The 24,360-nt window shown below is 56.0% G+C and carries 32 protein-coding genes, 1 tRNA gene and 2 pseudogenes; 19 read left to right on the top strand and 16 right to left on the bottom strand.

Annotated elements, in window-relative coordinates; translation table 11 throughout:
• Nucleotides 1–361: 361 nt before the first annotated feature.
• Complete coding sequence (locus N5098_RS10275; protein ID WP_267637776.1) at nt 362–1,393, bottom strand: type II glyceraldehyde-3-phosphate dehydrogenase; 1,032 nt, start codon at nt 1,391–1,393, stop codon at nt 362–364.
• 143 nt (nt 1,394–1,536) lie between these two features.
• On the opposite strand from N5098_RS10275, the gene N5098_RS10270 reads away from it, so the two are divergent.
• Together N5098_RS10270 and N5098_RS10265 are read left to right on the top strand one after the other, a co-directional pair.
• Nucleotides 1,537–1,737: a hypothetical protein gene (locus N5098_RS10270; RefSeq protein ID WP_267637775.1), complete on the top strand. Its 201-nt coding sequence runs from the start codon at nt 1,537–1,539 to the stop codon at nt 1,735–1,737.
• Nucleotides 1,738–1,739: 2 nt separating this feature from the next.
• The gene (locus N5098_RS10265) at nt 1,740–1,949 is read left to right on the top strand and encodes a DUF8015 family protein (RefSeq protein ID WP_267637774.1); all 210 of its coding nucleotides are present in this window, start codon (nt 1,740–1,742) and stop codon (nt 1,947–1,949) included.
• Between the two features lie 44 nt (nt 1,950–1,993).
• Here N5098_RS10265 and N5098_RS10260 read toward each other — a convergent pair whose 3' ends face one another.
• Nucleotides 1,994–2,839 (bottom strand): RNA ligase family protein, encoded by an 846-nt coding sequence (locus N5098_RS10260; protein ID WP_267637773.1) that lies wholly within the window; start codon nt 2,837–2,839, stop codon nt 1,994–1,996.
• A gap of 212 nt (nt 2,840–3,051) precedes the next feature.
• Nucleotides 3,052–3,122, bottom strand: a tRNA-Gly gene (locus N5098_RS10255).
• 177 nt (nt 3,123–3,299) lie between these two features.
• On the opposite strand from N5098_RS10255, the gene N5098_RS10250 reads away from it, so the two are divergent.
• Genes N5098_RS10250 through N5098_RS10240 form a run of 3 tightly spaced genes read left to right on the top strand, consistent with a single transcriptional unit; the run spans nt 3,300 to nt 4,422 of the window.
• On the top strand, nt 3,300–3,782 hold the full coding sequence (locus N5098_RS10250; protein WP_267637772.1) for a GNAT family N-acetyltransferase: 483 nt from the start codon (nt 3,300–3,302) through the stop codon (nt 3,780–3,782).
• A gap of 49 nt (nt 3,783–3,831) precedes the next feature.
• Nucleotides 3,832–4,080 (top strand): hypothetical protein, encoded by a 249-nt coding sequence (locus N5098_RS10245; RefSeq protein WP_267637771.1) that lies wholly within the window; start codon nt 3,832–3,834, stop codon nt 4,078–4,080.
• Between the two features lie 6 nt (nt 4,081–4,086).
• Nucleotides 4,087–4,422: a BsuPI-related putative proteinase inhibitor gene (locus N5098_RS10240; RefSeq protein WP_267637770.1), complete on the top strand. Its 336-nt coding sequence runs from the start codon at nt 4,087–4,089 to the stop codon at nt 4,420–4,422.
• Between the two features lie 15 nt (nt 4,423–4,437).
• On the opposite strand, the gene N5098_RS10235 is transcribed toward N5098_RS10240, so the two are convergent.
• Together N5098_RS10235 and N5098_RS10230 are read right to left on the bottom strand one after the other, a co-directional pair.
• Complete coding sequence (locus tag N5098_RS10235; RefSeq protein WP_267637886.1) at nt 4,438–5,178, bottom strand: prolyl oligopeptidase family serine peptidase; 741 nt, start codon at nt 5,176–5,178, stop codon at nt 4,438–4,440.
• Between the two features lie 156 nt (nt 5,179–5,334).
• Nucleotides 5,335–6,471 (bottom strand): annotated as a pseudogene (locus tag N5098_RS10230) (prolyl oligopeptidase family protein); the annotation flags it as partial.
• 57 nt (nt 6,472–6,528) lie between these two features.
• On the opposite strand from N5098_RS10230, the gene N5098_RS17595 reads away from it, so the two are divergent.
• The 5 genes from N5098_RS17595 to N5098_RS10205 all read left to right on the top strand — a co-directional run bounded on the left by N5098_RS17595 (nt 6,529) and on the right by N5098_RS10205 (nt 10,152).
• Nucleotides 6,529–6,879, top strand: a complete 351-nt coding sequence (locus N5098_RS17595; protein WP_497007451.1) for a YMGG-like glycine zipper-containing protein — start codon at nt 6,529–6,531, stop codon at nt 6,877–6,879.
• A gap of 157 nt (nt 6,880–7,036) precedes the next feature.
• A complete protein-coding gene (locus N5098_RS10220; RefSeq protein WP_267637769.1) occupies nt 7,037–8,503 on the top strand; it encodes an MATE family efflux transporter in 1,467 nt (488 codons plus the stop codon).
• A 59-nt stretch (nt 8,504–8,562) separates the two neighbouring features.
• Nucleotides 8,563–9,042 carry a dihydrofolate reductase gene (locus tag N5098_RS10215; RefSeq protein WP_267637768.1) on the top strand — a complete coding sequence of 160 codons (480 nt, stop codon included), beginning with the start codon at nt 8,563–8,565 and terminating at the stop codon, nt 9,040–9,042.
• A 120-nt stretch (nt 9,043–9,162) separates the two neighbouring features.
• The gene (locus N5098_RS10210) at nt 9,163–9,942 is read left to right on the top strand and encodes a CPBP family intramembrane glutamic endopeptidase (protein ID WP_267637767.1); all 780 of its coding nucleotides are present in this window, start codon (nt 9,163–9,165) and stop codon (nt 9,940–9,942) included.
• Nucleotides 9,943–9,999: 57 nt separating this feature from the next.
• On the top strand, nt 10,000–10,152 hold the full coding sequence (locus N5098_RS10205) for a CopG family transcriptional regulator (protein WP_267637766.1): 153 nt from the start codon (nt 10,000–10,002) through the stop codon (nt 10,150–10,152).
• A gap of 24 nt (nt 10,153–10,176) precedes the next feature.
• Here the strand turns inward: N5098_RS10205 and N5098_RS10200 are convergent, their stop codons facing one another.
• Together N5098_RS10200 and N5098_RS10195 are read right to left on the bottom strand one after the other, a co-directional pair.
• On the bottom strand, nt 10,177–10,635 hold the full coding sequence (locus N5098_RS10200; RefSeq protein WP_267637765.1) for an NOB1 family endonuclease: 459 nt from the start codon (nt 10,633–10,635) through the stop codon (nt 10,177–10,179).
• Between the two features lie 4 nt (nt 10,636–10,639).
• Nucleotides 10,640–10,879, bottom strand: coding sequence for a PRC-barrel domain-containing protein (locus tag N5098_RS10195; RefSeq protein ID WP_267637764.1), 240 nt, complete (start codon nt 10,877–10,879; stop codon nt 10,640–10,642).
• 125 nt (nt 10,880–11,004) lie between these two features.
• On the opposite strand from N5098_RS10195, the gene N5098_RS10190 reads away from it, so the two are divergent.
• From N5098_RS10190 to N5098_RS10180, 3 genes are all read left to right on the top strand, one after another.
• Nucleotides 11,005–11,163 (top strand): DUF7559 family protein, encoded by a 159-nt coding sequence (locus N5098_RS10190; protein WP_267637763.1) that lies wholly within the window; start codon nt 11,005–11,007, stop codon nt 11,161–11,163.
• Complete coding sequence (locus tag N5098_RS10185) at nt 11,160–11,669, top strand: Hsp20 family protein (RefSeq protein ID WP_267637762.1); 510 nt, start codon at nt 11,160–11,162, stop codon at nt 11,667–11,669. The genes N5098_RS10190 and N5098_RS10185 overlap by 4 nt, the downstream gene beginning before the upstream one ends.
• Before the next feature lie 67 nt (nt 11,670–11,736).
• Entirely contained in the window at nt 11,737–12,156 is a 420-nt protein-coding gene (locus N5098_RS10180; RefSeq protein WP_267637761.1) for a DUF5790 family protein, read from the top strand.
• Between the two features lie 6 nt (nt 12,157–12,162).
• Here N5098_RS10180 and N5098_RS10175 read toward each other — a convergent pair whose 3' ends face one another.
• Together N5098_RS10175 and N5098_RS10170 are read right to left on the bottom strand one after the other, a co-directional pair.
• A complete protein-coding gene (locus N5098_RS10175; protein WP_267637760.1) occupies nt 12,163–12,918 on the bottom strand; it encodes a creatininase family protein in 756 nt (251 codons plus the stop codon).
• A gap of 159 nt (nt 12,919–13,077) precedes the next feature.
• Nucleotides 13,078–13,716: a metal-dependent hydrolase gene (locus N5098_RS10170; protein ID WP_267637759.1), complete on the bottom strand. Its 639-nt coding sequence runs from the start codon at nt 13,714–13,716 to the stop codon at nt 13,078–13,080.
• A 200-nt stretch (nt 13,717–13,916) separates the two neighbouring features.
• Between N5098_RS10170 and N5098_RS10165 the strand changes: the two genes are divergently transcribed.
• Both N5098_RS10165 and N5098_RS10160 read left to right on the top strand, forming a co-directional pair.
• Nucleotides 13,917–14,219 carry a ribbon-helix-helix protein, CopG family gene (locus tag N5098_RS10165; protein WP_267637758.1) on the top strand — a complete coding sequence of 101 codons (303 nt, stop codon included), beginning with the start codon at nt 13,917–13,919 and terminating at the stop codon, nt 14,217–14,219.
• 2 nt (nt 14,220–14,221) lie between these two features.
• Complete coding sequence (locus tag N5098_RS10160; protein WP_267637757.1) at nt 14,222–14,728, top strand: PIN domain-containing protein; 507 nt, start codon at nt 14,222–14,224, stop codon at nt 14,726–14,728.
• A gap of 6 nt (nt 14,729–14,734) precedes the next feature.
• Here the strand turns inward: N5098_RS10160 and N5098_RS10155 are convergent, their stop codons facing one another.
• The 5 genes from N5098_RS10155 to N5098_RS10135 all read right to left on the bottom strand — a co-directional run bounded on the left by N5098_RS10155 (nt 14,735) and on the right by N5098_RS10135 (nt 17,990).
• Nucleotides 14,735–15,238, bottom strand: a complete 504-nt coding sequence (locus N5098_RS10155; RefSeq protein WP_267637756.1) for a GNAT family N-acetyltransferase — start codon at nt 15,236–15,238, stop codon at nt 14,735–14,737.
• Between the two features lie 146 nt (nt 15,239–15,384).
• Nucleotides 15,385–16,689 carry an aspartate--tRNA(Asn) ligase gene (gene aspS, locus N5098_RS10150; protein WP_267637755.1) on the bottom strand — a complete coding sequence of 435 codons (1,305 nt, stop codon included), beginning with the start codon at nt 16,687–16,689 and terminating at the stop codon, nt 15,385–15,387.
• A 63-nt stretch (nt 16,690–16,752) separates the two neighbouring features.
• Nucleotides 16,753–16,983, bottom strand: a complete 231-nt coding sequence (locus N5098_RS10145; RefSeq protein ID WP_267637754.1) for a hypothetical protein — start codon at nt 16,981–16,983, stop codon at nt 16,753–16,755.
• A 132-nt stretch (nt 16,984–17,115) separates the two neighbouring features.
• A complete protein-coding gene (locus tag N5098_RS10140) occupies nt 17,116–17,541 on the bottom strand; it encodes an adaptin protein (protein ID WP_267637753.1) in 426 nt (141 codons plus the stop codon).
• Nucleotides 17,538–17,990 carry an NUDIX hydrolase gene (locus N5098_RS10135; RefSeq protein WP_267637752.1) on the bottom strand — a complete coding sequence of 151 codons (453 nt, stop codon included), beginning with the start codon at nt 17,988–17,990 and terminating at the stop codon, nt 17,538–17,540. Before N5098_RS10135 ends, N5098_RS10140 begins: the two co-directional genes overlap by 4 nt.
• A gap of 312 nt (nt 17,991–18,302) precedes the next feature.
• On the opposite strand from N5098_RS10135, the gene N5098_RS17590 reads away from it, so the two are divergent.
• From N5098_RS17590 to N5098_RS10110, 4 genes and pseudogenes are all read left to right on the top strand, one after another.
• Nucleotides 18,303–18,572: an AbrB/MazE/SpoVT family DNA-binding domain-containing protein gene (locus N5098_RS17590; RefSeq protein ID WP_368408015.1), complete on the top strand. Its 270-nt coding sequence runs from the start codon at nt 18,303–18,305 to the stop codon at nt 18,570–18,572.
• Between the two features lie 3 nt (nt 18,573–18,575).
• A pseudogene (locus N5098_RS10120) lies at nt 18,576–18,921 on the top strand (type II toxin-antitoxin system PemK/MazF family toxin).
• Nucleotides 18,922–19,259: 338 nt separating this feature from the next.
• Complete coding sequence (locus N5098_RS10115) at nt 19,260–19,850, top strand: TetR/AcrR family transcriptional regulator (protein WP_267637750.1); 591 nt, start codon at nt 19,260–19,262, stop codon at nt 19,848–19,850.
• Nucleotides 19,851–19,905: 55 nt separating this feature from the next.
• Complete coding sequence (locus N5098_RS10110; protein WP_267637749.1) at nt 19,906–21,393, top strand: MATE family efflux transporter; 1,488 nt, start codon at nt 19,906–19,908, stop codon at nt 21,391–21,393.
• A 121-nt stretch (nt 21,394–21,514) separates the two neighbouring features.
• On the opposite strand, the gene N5098_RS10105 is transcribed toward N5098_RS10110, so the two are convergent.
• Together N5098_RS10105 and N5098_RS10100 are read right to left on the bottom strand one after the other, a co-directional pair.
• Complete coding sequence (locus tag N5098_RS10105) at nt 21,515–22,381, bottom strand: transporter substrate-binding domain-containing protein (protein ID WP_267637748.1); 867 nt, start codon at nt 22,379–22,381, stop codon at nt 21,515–21,517.
• 26 nt (nt 22,382–22,407) lie between these two features.
• Nucleotides 22,408–24,345: a HAMP domain-containing sensor histidine kinase gene (locus N5098_RS10100; RefSeq protein ID WP_267637747.1), complete on the bottom strand. Its 1,938-nt coding sequence runs from the start codon at nt 24,343–24,345 to the stop codon at nt 22,408–22,410.
• Nucleotides 24,346–24,360: the final 15 nt, after the last annotated feature.

The following is a 24,360-nucleotide window of genomic DNA, read 5'->3' as shown; positions in this document are numbered from 1 at the left end:
GTGGACAGTGCATCCGCTTGACGTTTTACCGTGTCGACGATCTTTTCCGATCTTCAAGAGGGGACGGAGGTCGTTGCTGAGTTCTTCGATCCGATTGAGCGCCACATATGACGATGGACCGAGAAACACTGCTACACCCTAACTCACACACTCTCGTTGCGGGGGTAGGGAACTCTTTGGCTGTCAGAACACTCGCGTTGTCGTGTACATTGTGCGAGATTACTGATAAAGAGTGTCCTCGCAACAACAGCGAGGGGTCTTTTCCTGTTGCTTACCGCCGCTTGATACGGCAAAAAACCGTCTCTGTCCGGCCCCGCAGTCGACTGCGGACTGTATTATTGTGAACTGTCGCTGCTATGCCCTATGATATCTGTCCAAGAGAGGTATCTAGCCCCATCGCTTCGTTGGTCATCACGACACTCTCTTCTTGCTTGGCCTCGCCGAGGACGGCACGGATTGCGTCGATATTCTCGGGGATAACATCTGACTCTTGATGGATTGCCTGGAACAGGTAGAGATCTGACCCTTCCATCGAGATGGATTCGCCCCAGATGCAGTTCTCCCAGATATCCGCCCGCGGGCGGCCAGCGTCCTGTGCAAGCTCTTTGATGGCTCCCGCGCCGTCGAGACCAATCCACTCTGGAATTACGAACGTACGGCGCTCGTCTTCAAGCAGGGAGCGAACAGCCTCGGCGGTCGGTTCGTCCTCAAGTGTGATGTTCACGCTGTGCATGTGCATAAGCGTGGCTGGCACTTTCAGCCCGAGGGTGTCGATATCGAGGTCGGGGAAGATGGTGTTCACGTCTGGCCCGTGGTGTGATGGGAGGCTGACCGGGTTCGGGAGGATATCGTTGATTGGACCACGACCGGACTGAGCGGGGTCGCCGCCTCGCCGGACGAGCGTTGTTCGAACCTTCTCGATACCGTAGGCCTCCTGAAGCGGGGCAATCAGCCGAGAGAGTCCCGTCGTGTTACAAGAGACAACACGTACGATGTCGGCATCTTCAACGGTGTCGTAGTTCGAGCGAGCATTGAAACTTCCGTCGACAACCTCGCTATCTTCACCACCTTGGAGGAGTGCGGGTGTGTCGTACTCGCGGTACATCTCGGCGTTGTCGGCACCGATGCCCGAGGGACAGGCGTCGACCACAATATCGCTCGCCTCAACCAACTCCTCGACATCGCCGGCGAGGTCGATACCTGCTTCTTCGAATTGTGGCTTTCGCTCCTCGATTGCGGCGTACAGGTCAAACCCTTTCTCGACGGCAGTCTGTGCCTCGAAGTTTGGTCGTGTCTTTGCTACACCGACGACTTCCATATCGGGCTGGGCCCGAACCGCATCTGCGACGCGCTTGCCGATGGTTCCGTAGCCGTTGATGCCTACGTGAATCATTGGTTGAGTTTTCACAAGGTCACTGTATATACCTCACGAAGGGCGCTGTTCGGGGACGGGAATATTTGACCCTTCGTCGTCCAATTTGCTGTAATTACATATAATTAAATTTTATAACCGTGCCCACTGTATTCGGGACCAAGATGAGTGAGTATACGACGGTTTCACTGCGCAAGGAGTTTGTTAGCGATGTCGAGGCCTACATCGAGGATGAGCCATTCGATTCAGTCAAGGAGTTCATGAAACATCTTGTGATACAGGAGATGGAACGAGAAGACAGCATCTCCGACGAAGAGGCCCGGCAGATGGCACAGAAACTCCGAGATCTCGGGTATATGGAGTAGCCATGTCGGTATCTAACTCGCTTGGCCGGTCAGTCACTGACCTTGCGCACTCGGACTGGGTTTTACTCTTGATTCCGTTAGTGTTCTTTGGGACATACTTGCTCTGTTTCCTTGTTGTTGGAGCGCAATCGGTTGCGCTTATCTCTGCGGCCCTCTGTGCCTCGCTTCTCGTCGTTGATGGTCTCTTTGTCCGGCCACCAACGCGTCGCTAACCCGCTCTCGTTGTTCGGGGTACTCGCTCACGTTTCGTTGGTTTTTACTGAATCTCTGTGTCGAGAAATGTGCGTGTCCGTGCAGCGACCTCGTCTCGAAACTCCCCCATCTCGATATCTGTTCGGGCCTGATAGAGGTGTTTGTGTGCCTCACGCGTAATATCCTCTAACATCCGTTCATAGAGGCGTTCAAACGTGACAGACTGCCCGTTTTCGGTAATAGAAGCTGCGACCCGCTCGAATCGCTGGTCGGTTGCGTATCGCTCGGTCAGTGCTGTTGTGGAGTCGTCGGCTGGTTTTGGTTCTGTATCTGCCTCGAAGTCCGGATGGTACTGCAGCGCACAGTGGCCCCGCTTGTCACGGATGACAACACCCGCCGCTGGACCGTCGTACCACGCAGACTGGGGAACAGTGTACTCTTTATGATCAAAATCGCGAGCGGGCAGTTCACGTTCGACCGCAGGGACAGGCGAGAGTCCGATACGCTCAAAGATTTGCTCGGCGGTATCAGGCTGTACAAACCTCTCGTCTGTGGCCGACCAGATATCGAAGCCAAGAAACGAGGGGATAGTTGCCCAGTCGTAGTCGAGTGTCTGTTTATGCGTGGCCTCGCCGAAGAAAACAATAGTTTCGACATCGTCGACGGCTTTGCGAAGTGCTTGACGGTCAAACCGTTCCTGGACGTGGCGAACGGCATGCTGGTACGGCGCGGGAACATCTGTCGCGTCGTTGTAGACATGGGTCCGACCACCAAAGCGGAGGCGTCCTGATTCCTGCAACTGGACACGAAACTGTGCGCCGTCGATTTTTTCGAGAACCCACAGATGGCCCCCGTCGAAGAGACCATCTGGTGCGTTCTTTATCTGTGGAATAGATGGGTGCGTTTTCATCGAATTACCTCCGCGGAGATGCCGACCGCCTCAGTGAACGCGACCGTGTCACGGTTCAGCTTCGATGGCGTGTCTGAAAAATGCGTGGTCCGGAACTGTGGGCAGTCTGGAACAGCGTATCTGCGCCGAGAACGGCTGCCCCGCGTTTTGGGACCGAGAGTTTCCGTAGCGACCCACCGGCTCGCGAGGATATCTGAGGGCGGAAAATGGTATGCGCGGTCCGGGATTTGAACCCGGGCCATGAGCTTGGAAGGCTCAGGTCCTACCACTAGACCAACCACGCGCATTTGTCCATACCAGTTCCACCTTTAAGGGAATTTCTGTTTACCGACGCCGTGTCCCACTTGCGCACACTCTCGACGTGACTACCCGAGAGCATGTCTCTCTGTCCGTTTTGCCGAGAGTTCCCTGACTGAGAAAAAGCACGAACACTCTTAGTCGTCCGAGTCAAGAAGCTGATATGGTCAGACCCTATCGTGTGGACGATGGCGACGAACTCTGGGAACTCAAGCAGGCGTTCGAACGCGAACTGGGGGAGTCGACCGGCGGCGAGGCGAAAGCCGAGGTCTATAACGGAAAGCTCGATGCGGAGTACAGAGACGAATACCTCGCATGGGTCACGCGTTGTGTCGAGGACAGTAAACGGAGCGTTCAGGTCGTCGAACGCAGTGGTACGCTTGCCGGTTACGTCTTCATTCTGCCAGAATCGTTGGCGTACATCTGGGACGCTGCTGTACTGAACGAACTTTACCTCCGGCCAGCATATCGCGGCTCTGGATGTGGTGATGAATTGATGGATGCTGCCCTTGAGGCCGCGCGCGAACAGTCCCTTCCACTCAACAGGCTGGTGCTTGACGTGGACCAGAACAACGACCGGGCGCAGGCGTTCTACGAGCGCTGGGGTTTCGACCACTGGGGTGAGATGGTTGCCCGAGAGTTGTAACGCCCATTCGGGAGCGAGCTTTTAGTAGCCACCCATCGAACACCCACATATGGCAGAGATTGATGCAGAACTTGAATCGGCATACGAATCGAGCGGGTACGATGTCGCCGAGATTAGCCACAATCGAAAGCAACTGCGAGTCGAGTTACTCGACGACGAGGCCAGTGCCGAAGACCTCCGCAAGATTACCTATGATGTTGTCGATGAATCTGACGTGCTCGGGTTAGATATCTCGACAGCGTCCTCGGAGAGCCAAAATGAGTTGACCACTGTGGTTTCGTTTCGCTATCGCGGCTAACGTCCAATGACTCTCACCGCGACACTCGATGTCGACATCGTTGATGGGGTTGCTGTCTTCGAACTGCACGCCGAGAATACTGGCGACACAGCAGCTACGGTGCAGTTTCCGACCGGACAGACGGTTGATGTTACCGTCCGCGAGGCAGACAGCGAAACCCTCGTCTGGCGATGGAGTGATGGACAACTATTCGCGCAAACGCTCCGAGAGCAGACAGTCAGACCGGGTGAGACAATACGGGAAACGGTTCGCTGGGAGACTCCACAGGCGGGTGATTATGTCGCTCACGGGACGCTTACCGCAGACGCACGGCCGACAGCAGAGACGACGTTTTCGGTGTAAGGCTGTCGGGGCTTACTACTCGCGGTTGATATCGAGTGTCTCGTAGATGAAGCTCCACTTGTCGAGGGCCTGCTCGATTGCTACTGAGGTTGGCGTCCCCGTTCCGTGGCCTGTCTCTTGGACGCTGTGATAGCAGATTGGGTCATCGCTGGTCGTCGCCTGCTGGACGCGAGCGGTCATCTTGCGTGCATGAGCGGGGTGAACTCGTGTATCGCCCGCCGCGGTGGCGAACAGTGTCGCCGGGTACTCCCGTTCTGTGACGTGATGGTACGGTGAGTACGATTGGAGCCAATTGAACTCCTCTTCTTTTTCTGGGGTACCGTACTCTCCGGTCCATGCCTGGCCGAGCAGAAATCGCTGAAATCGAAGCATATCGAGCAAGGGAACATTACAGACCATAGCGCCGAACAGTTCTGGACGACGAGTAAGAGCTGCGCCGACGGTGAGTCCCCCGTTGCTGCCTCCCCAGGCCGCGAGCCGGTCTGGTGTTGTGTATCCGGCGTCGACGAGCTTCTCTGCGGCGGCTTCGAAGTCGTCAAATGTGTGCTCTTTGTGCTCTCGTGAGCCGTCCTCGTGCCACTCCTCGCCGAACTCTGAGCCACCACGCAGGCACGCCAGAGCAAAGACACCACCGTCAGCGAGAAACGGGAGCCGGTACGGGTCGAGGCTTGGAAGATTTGGTATTCGGAACCCGCCGTACCCGGAAAGAATCGTTGGCGCGGTCCCGTCGGGGTCGATATCTGCCCGGTGGACCACGTAAACTGGGAGACTGGCGGCGTCACTCGAATCGACCCAGTGTTGTTCGACGGTCAAATCGAGGCCATCTTGTGGGTCAAGCTCTGCGGGGAGTGTTGGAGACTGAAGTACAGTCCAGTTGTCGGGGCCTGCATTGGCTCCGGTGTTGGCGTAGACGATACTTGTGGGCTGGTCAAGCCCCTGAACGAACAGGAACAACTCGTTAGACCCACGGTTGGCTCCGATGCCACCTCTTGGTATCCCCGAGAACTCCGGGAGAGAGAGTTCATATCGCTTGGTCCCATCGGTGTCGTACAGCGAGACAACCGAGTATGCGTCGCGAATCGAGTGGATCGCAAGCCCGTCGCCGACAGGCGCAATCTGCTGAATCACGTCACTGCCTTCTGGGATGAGCGTCTCGAAATCCGCAATGCCGGATGCGTCCGCAATGTCAGATATATCGAGAGCAAACACCTGTCCACGCGGTGCGTCATGCGTCGTATGGACGTAGACGGTACCACTGTGGATTGTTGGGATGAGTGGCGCATCAAGATCGGTGAGCACCGGTTCGAGTTCGCCGTCGACAACGACAAACAGGTCGCTGTCAGTTCCGAGTTCCCCGACGGTAACGAGAACAACACCCGAATCTGGCCCCACCTGGACACCGGGCCACCGCTCGGGGTCGAAGTCTGCAGTGATGAGGCGGTCCTCTCCGCTGAGTTCGTGGTATCGAAGTTCTTTGTCGAGTTGGCCACCTTCGGTTGCAGCGCCGGTCGCGCTGTAATAGAATCCATTAGCGTCCCACGACGCACCGTTACAGCGACCGACAGCGTCGATTTCCTCAACAACGTCACCGGTTTCGACATCGAGCACTTGAAGGTCGTACTGCTCAGTTCCAGCGTCCATCAGGCCATAGACGACGAGTGAACTCTCCCAGTTTGGTTCGAACCACTGGAGCGAGGTTGTCTCATCGAGTGACGTTGGGTCGACGAGCGTCCGCGCGTCGGCGTCAGGGCTGTCTCTGACGGTCAGCCGTGGCTGTTCGGCCTCTGCTGGCTCGATGCGCTGAAAGTAGCGGTCTCCTCGGACCGTTGGCAGGAAGTAGTTTTCACGCCAGCCAAGCTCTTCGAATGCCGGTTCGAGCGAGTCCCGACGGTCGGTCTCGATGAGCGTGTCGGTAAATTCGTTCTGTCGCTGTTCCTACTCCTTGACGCGCCCATTGTTGTCTTCGAGCCATCGATAGGGGTCCTCGATACTCTCTCCATGGAGGGTCTCAGTGACTGTCTCTCGTTCAGTCTCGGGGTATGTTGGCACATATATTGCTGACGAGAGAACGCTCTTTGCTGTTGTGATTTCTCTCTGTCTCACAGTATGAACATCGTGACAATTCTTTTATTCACTCTCATCGTGTATTCAACTATGAAAGAACGAATCAAGCGAGCGTTTAGTCGAGCACAGTACGCAGCTATCGGGGCTGCTCTCGGTGGGTTCCTCGGCGGTATCCTGAGCCGAAACGCCGCGAGTACAGGTGCCGCGACCGGCGCGCTTGTCGGCGCAGTTATCGGGGAGAAACGACATGAGCTTGACAACATGGTTCAAGATGTCAAGGAAGGCGAGACTGGGGGCCGAATACCCACGATTGGAGACGATGAAGACAGCCAGTCTTCGGAAAGCAAGGGACGGATTTCGCAGCTGCGAGGCAGTACGAATACGGACGAATAGCTGTATCCGACAGCGAGAGGTATCGCCGTGATATTGCTTCTCGACAACAGATCGGTTCAAACTCCCCGAGCGGGTAGGCGAGTTGCGACATATCGTCGCCTTGATATTGTTTCTCGACAACGGATAGACAGTGCCAACAAATCGTAAAGGAGTGGATATGACAACAGGGGCGATTGCCCCGAAGCTTCTCGCACTATCGTTGCCTCTTGTGCTAGGGAACCTGCTTCAGACCGCCTACAATTTGGCGGATATCTTCTGGGTAGGCCGCCTCAATTCTGATGCCGTCGCCGGTGTTTCGCTGATGTTTCCGCTGTCGTGGATGTTTGTCTCGACAGCAATGGGGCTGACAGCGGCGACTATCGCACTTGTCTCACAACACGTCGGTGCTGACAACCGACGGAAGGCAGACCATATCGTCGCCCAGACGCTCTTACTTGCGCTTGGTGTCTCGCTGGTACTCGCGACACTTGGATACACATTCCGCCACGATTTGTTGACTCTCATGGGGGCCAAAGACGGTGTCTTCGATGCAGCACTTCAGTACATCGAGGTAATCTTCCTTGTTTTGCCCTTCACGTTCCTGTTTTTTGCCTTTCGCGCGTCTCTGCAGGGTGCAGGCGACACGATGACAGCGATGTGGCTTGTGTTCCTTTCGGCGGGTCTGAACGTACTCATCGACCCCTTTTTCATCCTCGGCTGGGGTCCGTTCCCCGCAATGGGAACCAGCGGTGCCGCTTGGGCAACGTTCATCTCCCGCGCGTTCGCCACTGTTGTGGGTATCGCCATCTTACTTGACGGTCGGTTCGGCGTAAAACTCTACCTGCGCGACCTCGTTCCTGATTTGGCGATTCTTCGGAAACTCGTCGGTATCGGGTATCCCGCAACGCTCGATGGTTGGGCACGCAGTTTCGCCTCGGTTACGATGGCTGCATTCGTCACCCCATTTGGCACAGCTGCTGTCGCCGCTTACGGTATCGGTGTCAGGCTGATGTCTGTTTCGTGGTCCGTTGCTGGCGCTGTTGGACAGGCTACGTCTACCGGCGTTGGACAGAATCTTGGCGCTGGTACGCCCGACCGTGCCAGCACCGTGACGTGGGTCGCCACCGCCGGGACAATGGTGTTCCTGTTCGTTGCGGGCGGTATCTGTGTCTTGTTCCCCGATTTTCTTATTGGCCTTTTTGATGACAATCCCGACACAGTTGCTGAGGGCCGAACGTTTCTGCGCATCGTCGCTCCATTCTGGGCCCTTTTCGGGGGAACGATGGTCATTCAGGGAGCGTTCCGTGGCGCTGGGCAGACCAAAGTCGCCATGGGACTCTCTTTTCTCGCACGCTGGGTGTTCCGAATCCCTGTTGCGCTCGCACTAGCGTTTGCGTTTACTGTCCCGATACCTATTCTTGGTATCGAGTTCAGAGCGCTTGATATCGGCATCGTCGGCATCTGGGTCTCGTACGCTATCGGCGCGTCGATAACGTTCGTCATGGCGGCCGCTTGGTTCCGTCTCGGGCGCTGGACCGAGGGCGTCATCGACGACGATGAAAGCGAGGTGGTCGGTGATACCGTCTCCAAAACAGTCCCTGACTCCGAACGGCAAACTGACTCCGGCCCGAACATCGATGACTGAAACCGAGTCCTGCGCTGTCGAGAGAAACTGCTATCCGAAACCCACCCGTTCCCTGACGTATGGAACTTGTCTCGGTAGCCGCCGTTGCAGAAAACGGTGTCATCGGAGATGATGGTGAACTGCCCTGGCCGAGCATCCCCAAAGATAAACAGCAGTATCGGAACCGGATTGCTGACAATCCAATCGTCCTTGGTCGACGTACCTTCGACGCGATGCGTGACGACCTCCCCGGCTCGAAACAGTTCGTTTTGAGTCGGACCGAGCGCGAGTTTGATGTAGAAACAGCAACCCACGTAGAGGGTGTCGAAGAGACACTCAAGCAAGCAAACCGTGCCGAGGCCGAGACCATATACGTCATCGGGGGTGGCGCTATCTACGCGCTGTTTCAGCCTACTGTCACTAGAATGGTACTCAGCCGCGTTCACGGTGACTACGAGGGCGACTCTTTTTACCCGGACTGGAATGAGAGAGAATGGAACCTCGTCGATGAGACCTTATTCGACCGATTCACGCTCGAAGAATGGGTCCGTGTGGAGTGACTGGAGACACACATCCGTAGCGACCGCCTATTCTGTTCTGTCTGCTTCGACGCCGCCTCTCCCACTAGTACCGATAACCGGTGCAATGATGACACTGAAGCCACTAGCCAGACCCAGTGTATGCCGACAACAGCCCAAGAAGACCCTCCAAGAGATGACCCGGACCTTGTGCAGGTTGCCGACCCAAACCAGCGTCTCCAGAGTCTCACCCACGCGTTATTGCTAGTCGCTGGCGCATTCTTGGCAGCAGGCGTTGTCCAGCAGTTTGGTCTTTTGGCGCTAGACGGACTCGGACTGACTGAGGAGAGCGCACCGCTGCTTACACAACTCGTCCCGATGGCGCTTCATTTTGCTACGTTCATTCTCGTTGGCACCAGCTATCTCCTCTGGCGTAACGACCGTGGCCTCGTTCCATTTAGGTTCCCCACCAGCCACGACGTGCGCTGGATTCTGCTTGGCTTTGCAGTGCTCGTCGCCTCTCTGGTTACTCTTGAATTCGTGCTCTCACAGCTTGGGCTTGAACCAGCTCAGAACACATCTGTCGAGATTGGCAACGACCAACCCGAGCTGTTTCTCTACTATATTCCACTAGTTATCTTGCTGAACGCACCCGGTGAGGAGCTGCTGTTCCGGGGCGTCGTTCAGGGGGTTCTCCGAACCTCTTACGGCGTTATCCCTGGTATCATCGGGGCAGCGGTTATCTTTGGGGCAGTTCACTACGTTGCCCTCGTCGGCACTGGAAGCCGCATCGCGTACGTTCTCGTTGCGTTTGTTTCCGGGCTGGTACTCGGAGCGCTCCATGAGTACACTGAGAACCTCCTCGTTCCGGTTTCTGTCCATGCCTGCTGGAACGTCGTTATCTATCTCAACCTCTACGTTGGCGCGACCAACCTACTTTGAGTGTGTCTGCTGTCTGTCTGACACACTCTTAATATGTGCTACGTACTAGCATGATTTATGGACGTTCGGTACACGCTGGTGTGTGATGACGATGTCTCACAGCAGGTCAGTGCACTGGCCCGAGAGCACGGAGTAACAGAGGAAGAGGTGTTACGCCAACTCGTCGACATTGGGCTCGACACAATCACTGAAGAGGAACCGTTTGCGTAAGTACCGGTCGTATCCAAACGGCGCTCAGGCGGGATTCTTTCTGGAGAGGTCGCTCCCACAGATGGGACAGCGGTCGTGGTGTTCGTCGAATTCGCGGCCACAGCCCTGACACTGGAATAGCCACTCGCGTTGCTCTTCGATGCCATCGCGGGCAATAACCTCGACGGTGACGTTCAGCTTCTCGGCGACATTTTGCATCGCGTAGTCGTCGGTAACAAGTCGGCCATCGAGTTCGAAGGCAGCGGCAACAAGCCGGATATCGGGGTCTGAAAGCTCCTCAAGGTCTCCCGTCTCGTCTGCAGCTCGCTCGATGCGGAGAACTGTCTCTTCGTCGGGGAGGTGGAGGTGCATGCCCGACCCTTCGAGTGCGTCGAATCGGTAGGCACTCTCATCTTCGAGCTCTTCGCGGACGAGGGGGATCGAAGCAATCGGCTCGTCAGTGTGATACTCGTGAATAAATGCGGAGGAGTCGAGAATATACATTCAACTAGCGCTCGATAATCATGTGGTCTTTAACAGCCTGTACACGCCGGACAGGAACCAACGCTCGGCCCTGTTCGTCTTTCTCGAACTCCGTTGGGTCGGCTCCTTCATCGGGCGTAATAACGAGATTCTTGAGATTCCCAGTGTCCATATCCATCGTGACGTTGTACAACATGCCGATTTCGGCTCCGTCCGAGCCCATGACTGCTTTACCGGAGAGGTTTTCTGCAAGTATTTCTGCCATTACTCTCTCTATTCAAACCCCGCCTAATTGAATCTTATTGTTGATATGGTGATTAATCTGTACACTGTTTCGCTCTTTGGAGCCATACCCGGCAATTGATTACGCTTCCAACCTAACGCAGAGACATGCCAGCAACGCTCGAAGTCGTCTGTACGGCCAACGACTGCGAAGTCGACATGTTCGAGCTTCATTACACCTACGACATGCCAGAGGAGGTCGGTGTGACGGATTTCCAGTGTCCGTACTGTTGTGGGACTGACTGTCTCTCGGAGGTCGAGCTATGATTCAGGACATTGGCAGTTCTGTTGGGTCGACTGTATTCGAGACCGTTGGGCGAGTGTTCGGGCGTGCACAGGAACAGCGTCCGCTGCCGGCCGACCTTTATGAGAGCGATAACGCGTTCCTCGCTGTCTTCGACGCGCCCGGCGCACATCCTGCCGACGTGCAAGTCAAATATGAGGACGGTGCTGTCGTCGTTCGTGTCGACCGATTCAGGGACTTCTACGATGGGTTCGAAATGCAGTTCCCCGGTCGTGGTCTCACTCTCGACGGACACGTCAACGTCCCTTCCGATGCTTCTGTTGAGGCGGTTGCTGCGAGTGCGACACTCAAAGACAATGGCACACTTCACGTCCACGTCCCGAAAGCGACAGATGAGAGTGACGATGCTCTCAGTCACGACAAGACCGGAAACAACGAAACAGGCCACAACGAGGCCGACAATCATGAAGACGATAAAGCGGAACCCGAAGATATCGAGGGCGACGAACACACCGGCGACGACGCCTGAGACGGCATCTCGTTTCACTTTCACTTTCAGGCGGCCTTTTAAGCTACCCGGTAGCGTAGCATCCAGTATGTCACAGGCAACACTCGACGACGACGAACTGTTCACCGAGGCGGCCTCGGAGATGCGTGAGGACGTTGAGTCCTCGCTTGAAGCTGCACGCGACTCACTGCCAGAGGCCGAAGCAGTCTGGGATGTCGACTCCGAGAACACGCTTGGTGTCCTCAACGCGCTCCGGTCGGCACTCGATGTCGGTGACGCTCGGGAGGACCTTCACGACGCAAAAAAATGGTTTACGATGGGCAAGAAAGCCGACGCCTTCGAGGATAGCGACGACCTTGCCACAGAAATCGAGGAAGTCGAGGAACTGCTTGGCGACATCGAAGACGCCAGCGAACAGGTCGGTGACCTCGCCAGCACGGTCCCACAGCTCAAAAACACACTCGAAAAAACAGACGACGAAGCCGATGCAGAAGCCGCTGAAGCCTGATTGCTTTCACTCGTCGCGCTTGGCCGGTCGTGTCACGTCCCGTTCACGAACCGCAACCAGCAGTTCTGCCAGCGCCGTCGCCGTGCTCTCAAGCAGTTGCTCGCCCACGTCGGCTCCACCCTCACGAGGGTCGCCGACAACGCCGTTCTCGCTGAACTCTGCCGAATCGTAGGCAAGGTTGACGCCAGACTGCCACTGGCCCCAGCCATCGGCTGCTCCCTCGGCGGCCGCCTCAAGGCGCTCTTCCCGAATGAGCTCGGAGTCAACATGTTGGACGACGCTCGTCTCGACTGGTCCGCCATGACCCATGTGAATGTCTGGCTCGACATCATCGTAGATGGCGGCGTCGAACCAAGTAAACGGGACTGCGTAGGCAGTTTCTTCACGGACAAGCGTTCCACAGAGTTCCCGCAACGCGTCGACGTTTCCGCCGTGGCCGTTGACGAGGACTACCCGGTTCCAGCCGTGGCTCACCAGACTCTCGATGGTTTCTCGGACATACCGGCGGAACGTTTCCTCGCTTACCCATAGTGTCCCGGGAAATTGCCGGTGTTCGGCGGCAACGCCAACAGGGATGGCCGGACCAACGATGACCTCTTGATTATATCGGTCGATGCCCGCCTGTGTGACAGCCTTCGCAGTCAGCGTGTCGGTCCCAAGTGGTGCGTGAGGGCCATGTTGTTCGGTGCTTCCAACGGGTAGAACTGCCAGATTTGTATCGAGGCCTGTGGCATCGGTCCAGGCGTGCTCTGTGAGGTTCATATCTGCGCCTGCGGGCGGCAGGGGTAAAGATTCACGCCCTCTCGGATGAACCAGAAGGGCTTCGCTGTTGAGGTACTAGAACACAACTGTTCTGCTACTGAGGAGGCTGTCGGCGATTGTGCGACTGTCGAGACCACAGGTGCTCGTCAAAACACGCCCTCAGACAATCTCTCCGTCGAGGCTGAGATGAATGAGAATGCCAACGAAGAACGTGCCGATGACGCTGACCGCCGTTACTTGCCGTTCGAACGCCAACCCGCCCGACAGAACAAAGTCACTGGTTGCCAGCCAGAGAGCCCCAGCGATAGCCGTCGTCAGGGCGAACGTCACTGGAACGCTGTGTGTCCAGCCGCGGTGACGGTGGGTCACCAGCCCGATGAAGGGGTCAACAATAGTGGTGAAACCTGCGACAACCAGCAAGACAAGCAGCGTGGCGACGAATGCAGGTGGAATATCCACCGTGCTTCCAAGACCCTCCGCGACTGCTGTCTCGCTAGGGCTGACAACAGCCGTGTCGACCATCTCAACGAGTATGTCCCATGAGAGAATCGCCAGCGCGATGATTCCACACGCGACAAGAAATTGAAACGCTTTGACAGCCTTTCGTCGCGGTATCGACTTGTGGTGGTCAATGTCGGGAAAAATCGCGCCAACGAACGTCGCCGCGCCGGCACCGAACATGCCTGCGAGTGCAAGCACTGGTGAGCCAAAGGCCCCGAATAATACACTCCCAACTGCGAGAGCTACCACGACTGCACCGATGCGACCCCACCGTGCGTGGGTCGGATAATTTGGCATACTCCCCGGTTGGATACGGGCCATTATATGTTCAGGGGATACATACATTCGAGACGAACAGCACAAATACTATTATTTAATACACAGTAGCTCTCTGATATGACTTCTCTGAGACGGAGACAACGGTGTTGATACAGAGAGGCGGAACTATCCACCGGACCCCATAACTACAAGAGTATACGTTTCAACAGTGCGTATACATGCCGACAGTAAGCGTCCGAATTGGCGACGATGATAAGGCAGAACTGGATGAAGTTGCGCAGTTGCTCGAACAGGACCGGAGCACGACGATGCGTCAAGCGTTGCGTGAGGGCGTCGAGACGTTGCGAACGAGACACGCAGTCGAACGCTACCAAAGTGACGACGTGTCCGTCAACGAGGCTGCCCGGCTAGCAGGTGTCTCGATTGCTGAGTGGCTTGAGATTGCCCAGGAGCGCGGGTTGACAACACAACTTGGAGAGACTGAACTTTCTTTCGACGCCGAGCGCGCGACGGAGCTGTGACCATGCATGTCTACGTCGATGCGACCCCTCTCTATAACCTCGGCCAGATCGGCGACCTCGAACTGTTTGATGTAGTCGATGGCGACCTTGCGATTCCGACAGCTGTCGCTGACGAGCTCACGGTCGAGCCGGCGGCGACGAACCTCGACCGCTTTCTCACCGAGTACGCGGTCGATACCGAGTCAGAGGCCAAGGAGTGGCTCGACGCTGCCGCTCAGTTACTCGACGCCAGCGAACAGACCAGCGACGTTTATCTTGTGGCCGGTCTGCTAGCGTCTCGGGACCGCGGCGAGGAGTTCGCACTTATCTCGGACGACCGCCGGCTCCGGGCCGTCGCTGACGGCCTTGGTGGGACCGTCACGAGCACCTTTGGTATCGTCGTGCGGGCGTCGCTTGAAGATAAATATTTCCCGACGAGTCAGGCTAAGCGGGTCATCCGCCGAACCGACCACCACGGGATCCAGATGACTGGCCGTCTGCGAGAGCGCGCAATTGGTGAGATGGACTAACACGGCCTACTTGTCGAGGGGCTTATACATCTCTACCACGGTTGCTTCAACTCTCTCATCAAACTCGTGGACGTGTTCCGTGACGCGTTCGTACCCCTCTTTGGCGTAAAACGGGACAGCGTTCCGGGAGGCCCAGAGCCCGAGTGATTCGACCCCGCATAGCTGTGCAGCTGCTTCGAGGTCGTTGTAGAGCTGGGAGCCGACGCCTTCACGAGCCACGGTCGGATGGACGTATACGGCAGTAATCTCGCCATCGGCGTCACACTGGAGATAGTCGTCTGCGTCGACTCTCATCCAGCCCAATCCGACGATGTGGGGGGCCTTCTCAGCGACGAGAAACCGAGTCTCGGGTGAGTCGATGGGGTACTCGTCGGGGTCGCGGTCGTGTGCCCACGCAGCAACCTGTTCGTCAGCGTAGCTCTGCCCTGCCAGACCCTCGATAGACGCCAGATGAACGTCTCGAATCGCCGGGGCGTCCTCGGGAGCCGCGTCACGAACGATGAGCGACATATTTGGGAGACGGCGGGTCGGAGTATAGTAGTTTTTCTGTCGGCAGCGACCCGCTTGGCTCACGGCTTCAAGAGTCACAATCGTCGTTCTCACTTCGCTGCGCGGGCTAGAACTTCTGTGTTCTTGCTCGACGGGGTCGGTTTCAGCTACGGCGAGAGCCGCTGGCGGTCTCGCGGGAAGAGAACGGCTTCGCGGATGTTGTCCAATCCAAGCATCGTCATCACGAGACGCTCACCGCCAAGTCCCCAGCCGGCATGAGGTGGCATGCCGTAACGGAACATCTTCGTATAGTACTCGAAGGCTTCGGGGTCGAGTCCCTGCTGCTCGAAGCCTTCGACGAGGTGCTCGAACCGATGTTCACGCTGTCCGCCCGAAACAAGCTCCATGCTCGGGTGCATCAGGTCAAAGCCAGTCGAGAGCTGCTCGTCGTCGTCCATGTCCTTGATGTAAAAGGGCTTGATCTCGCTTGGCCACTCGGTGATGAAATAGTGCTGACCCATCTCATCGCCGAGCGCGCGCTCACCTTCGGTCGGCAGGTCGTCGCCCCAGACAAGTTGCTCGTCGAGTTCGCCTGTTGCGTTGATACGCTCGATGGCTTCCTCGTAACTCAGACGTGGGAACCCCTCATCAGGCACCTCAAAGGTCTCAGCCAGCCCGAGTGCTTCGAGTTCTTCCTGGCAGTTCTCGGCAATTCCTTCGTAGGCAGCAATAACGACTGACTCACAGGCATCCATCGCGTCGGCCTCGTCGTAGAATGCGGACTCGAAGTCAATAGAGGTCGCCTCGTTGAGGTGTCGCGGCGTGTTGTGTTCTTCGGCACGGAAGATTGGACCGATTTCGAAGACCCGCTCCAGCCCGGAGCCAACCATCAACTGCTTGAATAGCTGGGGGCTCTGGTTCATGAAGGCTTCTTCGCCAAAGTACGTAATGGGGAACAGCTCGGTTCCACCCTCGGTCCCAGTTGCGACGATTTTGGGCGTGTTAATCTCTGTACAGTTAAGCTCACGGAACTGTTCGCGGACGGACCGCAGCAACTCGGCGCGAATCTCGAAAATTGCTTTGACCTCGTCTTTTCGGAGGTCAAGTGTTCGGTTGTCCAGTCGCGTTGGGAGTTCGGAGTCGACTTTCCCAGATGGGTCAAGTGGCAGTTCGGGGTCAGCCTCAGCAACAACGTCGACGTTTTCGGGGACGATTTCGACACCTGTTGGGGCGCGTTCTTCTTTTTCGACTGCGCCAGTGACAGCGATGACGCTCTCGCGATGAACGCCCAGCCCTGTTTCCACAAGGTCGTCGTCCATTTCGTCTTTCTCGAATTTGATCTGAATCTTCCCGGTCGTGTCCCGGAGAATGATGAACGCGATACCACCAAGGTCTCGAATCTCGTGGACCCATCCGGCGACGGTCGCCTCGTCACCCGGCGTGGCGTCTGTCGTGTACGTGCGCGATTCCATGGTGGTTGATTTCAATCGCCGTCACTTAAATACAGCCTTTCGGAGCGTAGAGGCAGATGGATGTCACTTGCTCTCGTCTCGGGGTCGCGCGTACGTGTACCGCCTGTACAGAAACCCAGTCGGGAACGGAAGCAAAAGCAGTGTCAACAGATATCGCTCATTGGCGAGTGTGTATCCCACCAACACCGTCGCAAGCAAAATGCCGACGTGAACGTATATCCAAGCCCACCGCTGGAGGGAATCCCAATCACCATAGATGTACTCATAGAAGATGTCCTCGACTGACGAGACCATGCATACTGCCAGTGTCTGTGTGAATGTAAATATTCATACCTCTTCTTTCAGTTCTGGGGCTCTGTTGAAATCCTCAGATAATTACACATCTATCGGTCGTCTGAATAGATGCAGGCCTTTCCACAATCGCGGTTACCTACCAGGAAAGTTCGTATCTATGGTATCGGACTCAACCGCTTTGACGAAGTCCCAAGCGAAATAGTGGGTCCACCTGTCGATATCTGAAAGATCGGCGTCGTCGATCACGATATACTCTGATGCTCGTGGGAACTGTTCCTCAAGCATGCGGAGTCGTTCTTTCCGTGTCGGCCACTCATCGAACCACTCTTCGTCCGCTCTGTCACCGATTTTCTCGTACCACTCGTTGTCCAACTGCCGAATGAGTTCTTGTATACCCGGAATATCTGCCTCGGCCTTGAGATCCTGATTTCCGATCGCCCACACCTCGTGTTCAGTTTCCTGAGCGAGATGCGTAACCCACCCGAGTGGGACGACTGTTTGCTCGGGATGCGGGCTCACGTCGACGGTATAGTCGCGGTCGAAAGCAAATACCTTCATGGATCGATCGTACTGTTCCACGTCCGTACTTTTTCTTCGAGGAAGTCAGCGACGTTGTCCGGCGATTCGGAGAACCATCTAGCCTCTAGGATCTCATCGTCACTGATCGAGATCTCACCTCCTTCATAACCAGCCTCGAACTGCACTGTGAGCATGTAGTACCGCTGGTCGGGGTCGTCCTTCAGAACTACTGTCTTGCGACGTGCCCAAAAGACGTTCGTGATGGAACAATCGATACCAGTTTCCTCTCGGACCTCACGAAGTGCGGTTTCTTCCATTGATTCCTCGGGTTCGTGGCCGCCACCTGGTGTTCCCCACTGATCTACACTTTCGCTGTGTTGAATCAGGAGTACTCTGTTCGAATCGTCCGTGACCCACGCTCCAGCATCCCCAACCCAGCCATCTTTCACTAAGTCCTGACCGTGCTTGAAGAAATCTGGATCGTTCATGACCGTCTTTTCGTCCACGGGAAAGGTTCCGTATTCGTCTCTGAGTCGTGAGAGCCTTCGATCGACTTCTCTCTTACTCCGGTCTTCGAAAGACATGGATGCTGACTGTACCGCTTACCCTCTAGTGGTTATTATGATTTATCATCTGGGGAACAGGGACTCTATTGGAACACTGTCGATATGGTCGCACACCTACCTAACGGCTGTTTCAGCAGGTAAGGTGTCGATCAAATAGGGTTTTATCAGACTCATTTCTGCAAAACGCTCGGTAGCACTGACAACACTATGAGTATGAAAAAAGTATAAACTCGTCTGACAGAACATACCCGAAAAGTCGGTGACAGAGGTCAAGTCACCATTCCGAAAGAGATTCGTGACCGCCGCGAGATCGAAGGTGGCGACAAGATCCGATTCGTTGAGGTCAACGATGAAATTATCATCAAGCCACCGATGGATGAAGGGAGCTTAGCGGAAGGTTACAAGATCAGAGCCGACCGCTCTCGGCAGCTGGCCGAAAAGATGCACGGAACGTCGGCAGAAGCAACCGAGCAACTCGGGGATGCTCCAGAGTGGGGCGAGTGACGTGTGCAGGTATGTCGCGGAGACATCGTCACTACCGAGAATCCAACAGAGGGGAGCGAACAACAGGGTTCGAATAGGCCCCGTGTCGTCATTCAAAACGATGTTGGCAACCAATACTCCCCAACGACGATTATCGCCCTTGACGAAACAGTACGACCCCAATGATATCTACCCGTTTGAGGTGGAAGTCTGTGCGTCGAACACCGCTCTCAATCACGATTCCGTGGCTGATCTCAGTCAGATTCGCGTCGTCGATATCAGCAAACGAGTAAAAAAGAACATCGGGTCGGTGCCAGCAACGCGTATGGCGAGGATCGATGCTGCGATCAAAAACAGCCTCGGTGTTTAATGACTCGAAATTTGCTTACGAAGAGCGATATCAGAGAGTCAATCACAGTGTTTTGAGTTTCGTCCGTCCGGGATTGTGTCTCCGTTCGTAATTAGTGATGGCGACGGTACCACGGGGACAAAGCGCCACGAGCAGACCGTCCGTGAGTTCCATATCGGTACAACGGTCGCTGTCGGATTGAAACACGAGATTTCGAGGAGAGCGGTGTGTCCGGGTACCGACACGCCGAGTGTACCCTATCGCTACAGTGGCGTGAAACCGATCCAAAAGTAACAGATATTTGACTGACTAACTAGTCAGAAAGTGGTTAAGTAATCAGGCACTACGCAATAACAAGAATGGAAACGGAGACCGAAGACGAAATAATCGAAGCGACAAGGCGGGCGCTGTGCGAGTACGGCTACGCTGACCTCACGATGCAGCGAATCGCTGAGGAAGCGTCAATGACGAGCGCAGCGATTCACTACCACTACGACACGAAGGCGGAGCTGTTGAACGCCTTCCTTGATGACCTCCTCGACCGGTTCGAGGCGTGGTTGGCCTGTGACGCAGAGGACCCACGCGAGCGCCTCGAAACCTTCTTTGACGCCGTCTTCACCGCACAGAACCCCAACGAATTCCCTGTTGCTCTGATGGAAATGAAAGGGCAGTCCCCGTATCAGGACTCGTTTCGCGAGCGGTTCCTCGCGCTCGACGAGGTGATGCGGTCGGTGGTTGCGACTGCCGTCCGCGACGGTATCGATGCGGGCCAGTTTGAAGATGCCGAGCCAAAGCAAGTCGCGCGCCATGTCGTCACGATGATCAACGGCACGCACGTTCGAACGGTTGCACTCGGTGAAGATGCCGACGCCACCCGCATTCTCGTTGAGCAGTATCTCGAACTGCAACTCGGGTGGGAGCCTGAATCGGGATCGGAGGTGGTCGTGTGAACGTGCAGCGTAAGCGAGCGCGACTATACCGAACTGGCGATCCGGGGGTGATCGCGTGAACTTGTTCAAGGGACAAGAGGAGCTGAATCTCACCGAAGGTGGGATCGTCAAGCCACTCCTGTACCTCTCACTGCCGATTGTCATCACGAACTTGATGCAGACCGCCTACAACCTCGCGGACACCTTCTGGCTCGGCCAGTACTCGACAGATGCACTGGCAGCAATCTCTTTCGCGTTCCCGATGGTGTTCTTGCTCATCTCGCTTGGTATGGGTCTCTCGGTCGCCGGGAGTGTCCTCGTCGCCCAACACACCGGGGCCGACGAGAAGCACAAGGCCGAGTACGCCGCCTCACAGACGGTCACGTTCGCCTTCTTTGGCTCGTTGGCGCTCGGTCTGATCGGCTATCCGTTCGTCCGACCGTTCCTCTCGTTCCTCGGAGCGTCGCCGGCTGTTCTCCCAGGGGCGACAGGCTATATGCAGGTCGTCGCACTGGGCCTACCCTTTATGTTCGGGTTTTTCGTGTTCATCTCGCTGATGCGGGGCGCGGGCGATACCATCACACCGATGCTCGTCATGTTTGGGACGGTCATCGTCAACGTGATTCTCGACCCGTTCCTCATCAACGGCTGGACGCTCATCTCGGATGCCCCAGTTGTTGGGACGATTGCCTTCCCCGAACTCGGCATCGAAGGTGCAGCGATTGCGACCGTATTCTCGCGGAGTCTCGCGATGCTCGTCGGCATCTACATCATGCTTGGCGGCCGTCGCGGCATTCAGATCCACATTCGGGACATGATTCCGGACTTTCAGTATCTCCGGAAGATACTCGCCATCGGCGTCCCAGCGTCGATTGAAGGGACCGGGCGCGCACTGTCTATCAACGCCCTGTTGCTCGTTGTCGGCCTGTTCTCGAAAGAAGTCGTCGCCGGCTTCGGAATCGGGACTCGTGTGTTCTCTGTCATTTTCCTACCGGCGATTGCCGTCGCCCGTGGGGTCGAGACGATGAGCGGCCAGAACATCGGTGCCGGTAACTACGACCGCGCACAGGCGGCTAACTACGTCGCTGCGAAGGGACTGTTCTTCGTTTTGGCACTTGCTGGGCTCGCTATTTTCCTGTTCCCGACACCAATCGTGAACGTATTTACCGACGACCCAGCCGTCTTGGATGTCGGGGCGGAGTTCCTTCGATACGTCGCGCTGTCATTTGGCTTCATTGGAATTATGCGAGCGTTCACTGGGGGCTTTCGTGGTGCTGGAAAGACGCTGATCGCCGCAGCGATATCGGTGCTCACGCTGGCCGGCATTCGCTTGCCAATCGCCTATGTCGCCTCGCAGGGTCTTTTCTCGACGAACCTGTGGTTTTTCGGCCAGCAGGATCCACGTGGTATCTGGCTCGCCTTTTTCGTATCGAACGTCGCCGGGGCAGTCATCGCGTGGCTGTGGTTCCGACGCGGTACCTGGCGTACCGGCGATGTCCGGGGGACAGATACTCCTGATAGCATCGAAACAGACGATCCCGATCCAGCGACGGGAGATGATTAGCTGAGTGCAGGCGCTAAGCCTTCTCTCAAGGAGTACCGCAGCCCCCGGAAGTGTTCGAAACGACTTCGGAGGACCTACCACAGGCCACGAGAGAGTTGTCCCACCCATCGACAGAGCACAGCTAGAACCACTCGGAGACGAGCCCACCAAACAGGGCGTCGTTGCTCCGGACAGTTGCTATCCCGTCGTTGAGTGCTTTGAGTAGTGTGTCTCTGCTTTCGTCAACGACAAAGCCATACTCTTCTCCTGTATATATCTCGAATGCGATTTCGATATCGAACTCGTCGCTGTATGACTGTGCAACCGGATGGTCGATGACGCCGACATCAAGCGAGCCGTCGACGACTTGTTGTATAGCATCCTCGATATGTGGAAACGTTTCGAGTGCTTCTGGATCGAGAATTCCCTTCTTGATGAGGTCAGTGACTTCCCTAGCCCCTGTTGTTCCCTGCTTAGCGCCAATCGTATGCGCTGTCAGGTCTGGCGGGGCAGTGGGCTGGTACTGGCTTCCGGCTGAAACGAAAAACGCCTGGTTGATAACGAAATACGAGTCTGTGAACCGGACTCCCCACTCCTGTTCGCGCTGGTCCAGAATCGTGACCGCTCCAACGCCGACATCCGCTCCACCGCCGTTGATTGCGTCGATGAAATCATCGGGCCACTCGTCGAGTGCAAGCCACCGGTCGTGGGTGTGTGCTGGCATAGTCTCGATGACGGTTTCAAGCATCTCGACGTCGAATCCCGTGAGTTTGTCAGGCTCTGTGTTCACGACGAACGGTTCAAAGGGAGCGTCGGCACCCGTCACTAGTGGCGTCGTCTCGGAGTCTGTACTGGCTTTGGAGGATGTTGCTCCGCTGGTGTCGCCTCCAGTCTCACTGGGGGACATCTCTTGGTCCGCCTCCGAGCCATCCATACATCCTGCAGTCCCGGTAACTATCGCTGTTCCAGCAACTGCAAGATACTCCCGCCGGCTCGGGCTACCGTGCACGACAGTAACTAACACGCCCACCAGTATCAGTCTTTGTCATAATCCTCGTGTTCGGACTGGATGTGTGTCTCAGTCCGTGGTATCGTGACAGTAATAACATTGCCACGTGGCTCCCGACGCTCGTAGGCAACCGCGCCATTCGATTGTTGCAGAGACCAGAACACAAGCCAGAGGCCCATCCCGCTGGCGTGGTTGAGCGGGTCTGTCTCCTGTATCCCTTCCAGTACGTCTTGTTCTTGCTCTGGCAATGGTGGCCCATTGTCTTCGATGCGGACAGACGCCGTTGTGTCAGTGCATGTTATCGTAATTTCAGCTACTGGCGTGACCGAATCGTTGTGCATGAGTGCGTTTTCTATCAACTCACGGAACGCCGAATTGAGTGTCCCAGTCGCAATGACAGTGACACTCTCGGGCGAATCAAATGTAATCGTCGCATCCGAAAACCGACTCCGATGCTCGTCGACGAGAGAGTGAATATCCCGAACAAGATCAAACTTCATATAGTTGGGGTCCGTCGTGAGTGTTCTCGTTATCTGTCGCTGTTTGTCTGTTTTTTCGAGCAATTCGTCAGTTTTTTTCAGGATCGTCTCAACGTGTGCCATCTCGTCGGCGTAGCTGTTTTTCTGGATGAGTCTGGCTTCGAGTTTAACAACGTTCATATCGTTTTTCAGGTTATGGCGCAGCAGTCGGTCCAGTACTCGAAGCTGTTCGTTGAGACGTTCGGCGTTCTCACGTGCTTGCTGGGCCTCGTCGCGGGCCTCTTCTGCCATCTGTCTGGCCGTATCTGCGTCCTCATGCGCAGTTTGGAGGTCCCGCATGTTCGACTGGATGTTTGCACGCATCTGTTCGAACGACCCAAAAAGCCGTCCGATTTCGTCATCTCGGTCCGTCTCGGGAAGCGTCACATCGATATCTTGGTTGGCAATATCCTCTGCCCTTCGAGTAACGAGTTCCAGTGGGGTCGTGACACGGCGACGGACCCAGGCGGTACAAAAAAGAACAACAACGACATCAAGCACGAAGAGGCCGGCAAGCAGCCGCTGGAGTGTCTGCTGTTGGTCGGCGATGACGTCGTTCATCGTGGCTGCGAGCGTTGCACTCGCATTATTTAGCTCTTCACTGTGGGTTTCGATGTACCGGAGTGCTGTCCAAAACGCCTCGTTGAGTCGGTCCAACTCAGACACGGTGTTCACGGTGTCTCGATACGCAGGCCATCGCTCACGAATCTTGGTAATACTGTCTTGGACTGCTCGTGGCGCTGGCTCGACAGTCTGTCCGTCGTACGTGCCTCCATCTTCGAGAAGCGAAAACAGCCGTTCATAGTCCTCGATGTGAGAAGCCATCCTGTTTTCGAATCGGACAGTCGTAGCGACTGCCTGCGAATGCTGTAACACGGCTGTTTCGATAGCCTGTCTGTGAAACTGTAGCTCGCGCGCAACAGCCAATTCCGTCGTGTACGTTCCGTTTAATTCCCGGTACCCCTCTACAATCTGGCGCGTCTCTGTCTCGAGTGTATTCTCACCAGCAACAATCGAGTCGACAGCAGACTGGTACGCCTGCTTAAACGGTTCTTGATCTGCAATTGTGCTGGCACTCTGCGAGTAGTTCGCCCAGACTTGCTTCTGGGTTCGGAGCTCCGGGCGTGCCGCAGTCGGAACTGGCTCGGTCTGTAATCCGTTTGCCACGGCCTCGTTGTCGTCGGTTCCGTTTTCAAGCGCCGCAAGATTCCGTTCATACTGCTCGATTGCCACACTAAGATCTGTCCCGTCGCTCGTCCCCTCGGCCTTTCTGAACGCGTGAAACGCTATCTCCTGGCTCAACACGCTTTGATTGTTAGTAACCTCGATGGTGGTTGTCGTCTCTTGAATCCCCTGCTGGACGTAGTAGACAGCACCTACATTCACTGCTGCAACGACAAGCAAAATGAATAGTAGGCCTGTTATTTTCCCTCGAATATCGAGCATGATCGGAGTATAGCG

Origin of the sequence: Halovenus rubra (genome assembly GCF_026586665.1) — an archaeon.
In the GTDB taxonomy this organism is placed as follows: domain Archaea; phylum Halobacteriota; class Halobacteria; order Halobacteriales; family Haloarculaceae; genus Halovenus; species Halovenus rubra.
This window is presented reverse-complemented; position numbering and strand designations above follow the sequence as displayed.

Excerpts from the sequence above, each read along its gene's own strand:
- N5098_RS17595 (WP_497007451.1), top strand. The coding sequence starts at position 6,529 with ATGAACATCGTGACAATTCTTTTATTCACTCTCATCGTGTATTCAACT.
- N5098_RS10215 (WP_267637768.1), top strand. The coding sequence starts at position 8,563 with ATGGAACTTGTCTCGGTAGCCGCCGTTGCAGAAAACGGTGTCATCGGA.
- N5098_RS10260 (WP_267637773.1), bottom strand. The coding sequence starts at position 2,839 with ATGAAAACGCACCCATCTATTCCACAGATAAAGAACGCACCAGATGGT.
- N5098_RS10100 (WP_267637747.1), bottom strand. The coding sequence starts at position 24,345 with ATGCTCGATATTCGAGGGAAAATAACAGGCCTACTATTCATTTTGCTT.
- N5098_RS10220 (WP_267637769.1), top strand. The coding sequence starts at position 7,037 with ATGACAACAGGGGCGATTGCCCCGAAGCTTCTCGCACTATCGTTGCCT.
- N5098_RS10170 (WP_267637759.1), bottom strand. The coding sequence starts at position 13,716 with ATGCCAAATTATCCGACCCACGCACGGTGGGGTCGCATCGGTGCAGTC.
- N5098_RS10205 (WP_267637766.1), top strand. The coding sequence starts at position 10,000 with ATGGACGTTCGGTACACGCTGGTGTGTGATGACGATGTCTCACAGCAG.
- N5098_RS10145 (WP_267637754.1), bottom strand. The coding sequence starts at position 16,983 with ATGGTCTCGTCAGTCGAGGACATCTTCTATGAGTACATCTATGGTGAT.
- N5098_RS10135 (WP_267637752.1), bottom strand. The coding sequence starts at position 17,990 with ATGAACGATCCAGATTTCTTCAAGCACGGTCAGGACTTAGTGAAAGAT.
- N5098_RS10180 (WP_267637761.1), top strand. The coding sequence starts at position 11,737 with ATGTCACAGGCAACACTCGACGACGACGAACTGTTCACCGAGGCGGCC.
- N5098_RS10190 (WP_267637763.1), top strand. The coding sequence starts at position 11,005 with ATGCCAGCAACGCTCGAAGTCGTCTGTACGGCCAACGACTGCGAAGTC.
- N5098_RS10200 (WP_267637765.1), bottom strand. The coding sequence starts at position 10,635 with ATGTATATTCTCGACTCCTCCGCATTTATTCACGAGTATCACACTGAC.
- N5098_RS10275 (WP_267637776.1), bottom strand. The coding sequence starts at position 1,393 with ATGATTCACGTAGGCATCAACGGCTACGGAACCATCGGCAAGCGCGTC.
- N5098_RS10195 (WP_267637764.1), bottom strand. The coding sequence starts at position 10,879 with ATGGCAGAAATACTTGCAGAAAACCTCTCCGGTAAAGCAGTCATGGGC.
- N5098_RS10245 (WP_267637771.1), top strand. The coding sequence starts at position 3,832 with ATGGCAGAGATTGATGCAGAACTTGAATCGGCATACGAATCGAGCGGG.
- aspS (WP_267637755.1), bottom strand. The coding sequence starts at position 16,689 with ATGGAATCGCGCACGTACACGACAGACGCCACGCCGGGTGACGAGGCG.
- N5098_RS10115 (WP_267637750.1), top strand. The coding sequence starts at position 19,260 with ATGGAAACGGAGACCGAAGACGAAATAATCGAAGCGACAAGGCGGGCG.
- N5098_RS10165 (WP_267637758.1), top strand. The coding sequence starts at position 13,917 with ATGCCGACAGTAAGCGTCCGAATTGGCGACGATGATAAGGCAGAACTG.
- N5098_RS10265 (WP_267637774.1), top strand. The coding sequence starts at position 1,740 with ATGTCGGTATCTAACTCGCTTGGCCGGTCAGTCACTGACCTTGCGCAC.
- N5098_RS10210 (WP_267637767.1), top strand. The coding sequence starts at position 9,163 with ATGCCGACAACAGCCCAAGAAGACCCTCCAAGAGATGACCCGGACCTT.
- N5098_RS10175 (WP_267637760.1), bottom strand. The coding sequence starts at position 12,918 with ATGAACCTCACAGAGCACGCCTGGACCGATGCCACAGGCCTCGATACA.
- N5098_RS10250 (WP_267637772.1), top strand. The coding sequence starts at position 3,300 with ATGGTCAGACCCTATCGTGTGGACGATGGCGACGAACTCTGGGAACTC.
- N5098_RS10160 (WP_267637757.1), top strand. The coding sequence starts at position 14,222 with ATGCATGTCTACGTCGATGCGACCCCTCTCTATAACCTCGGCCAGATC.
- N5098_RS10155 (WP_267637756.1), bottom strand. The coding sequence starts at position 15,238 with ATGTCGCTCATCGTTCGTGACGCGGCTCCCGAGGACGCCCCGGCGATT.
- N5098_RS10185 (WP_267637762.1), top strand. The coding sequence starts at position 11,160 with ATGATTCAGGACATTGGCAGTTCTGTTGGGTCGACTGTATTCGAGACC.
- N5098_RS10140 (WP_267637753.1), bottom strand. The coding sequence starts at position 17,541 with ATGAAGGTATTTGCTTTCGACCGCGACTATACCGTCGACGTGAGCCCG.
- N5098_RS10270 (WP_267637775.1), top strand. The coding sequence starts at position 1,537 with ATGAGTGAGTATACGACGGTTTCACTGCGCAAGGAGTTTGTTAGCGAT.
- N5098_RS10240 (WP_267637770.1), top strand. The coding sequence starts at position 4,087 with ATGACTCTCACCGCGACACTCGATGTCGACATCGTTGATGGGGTTGCT.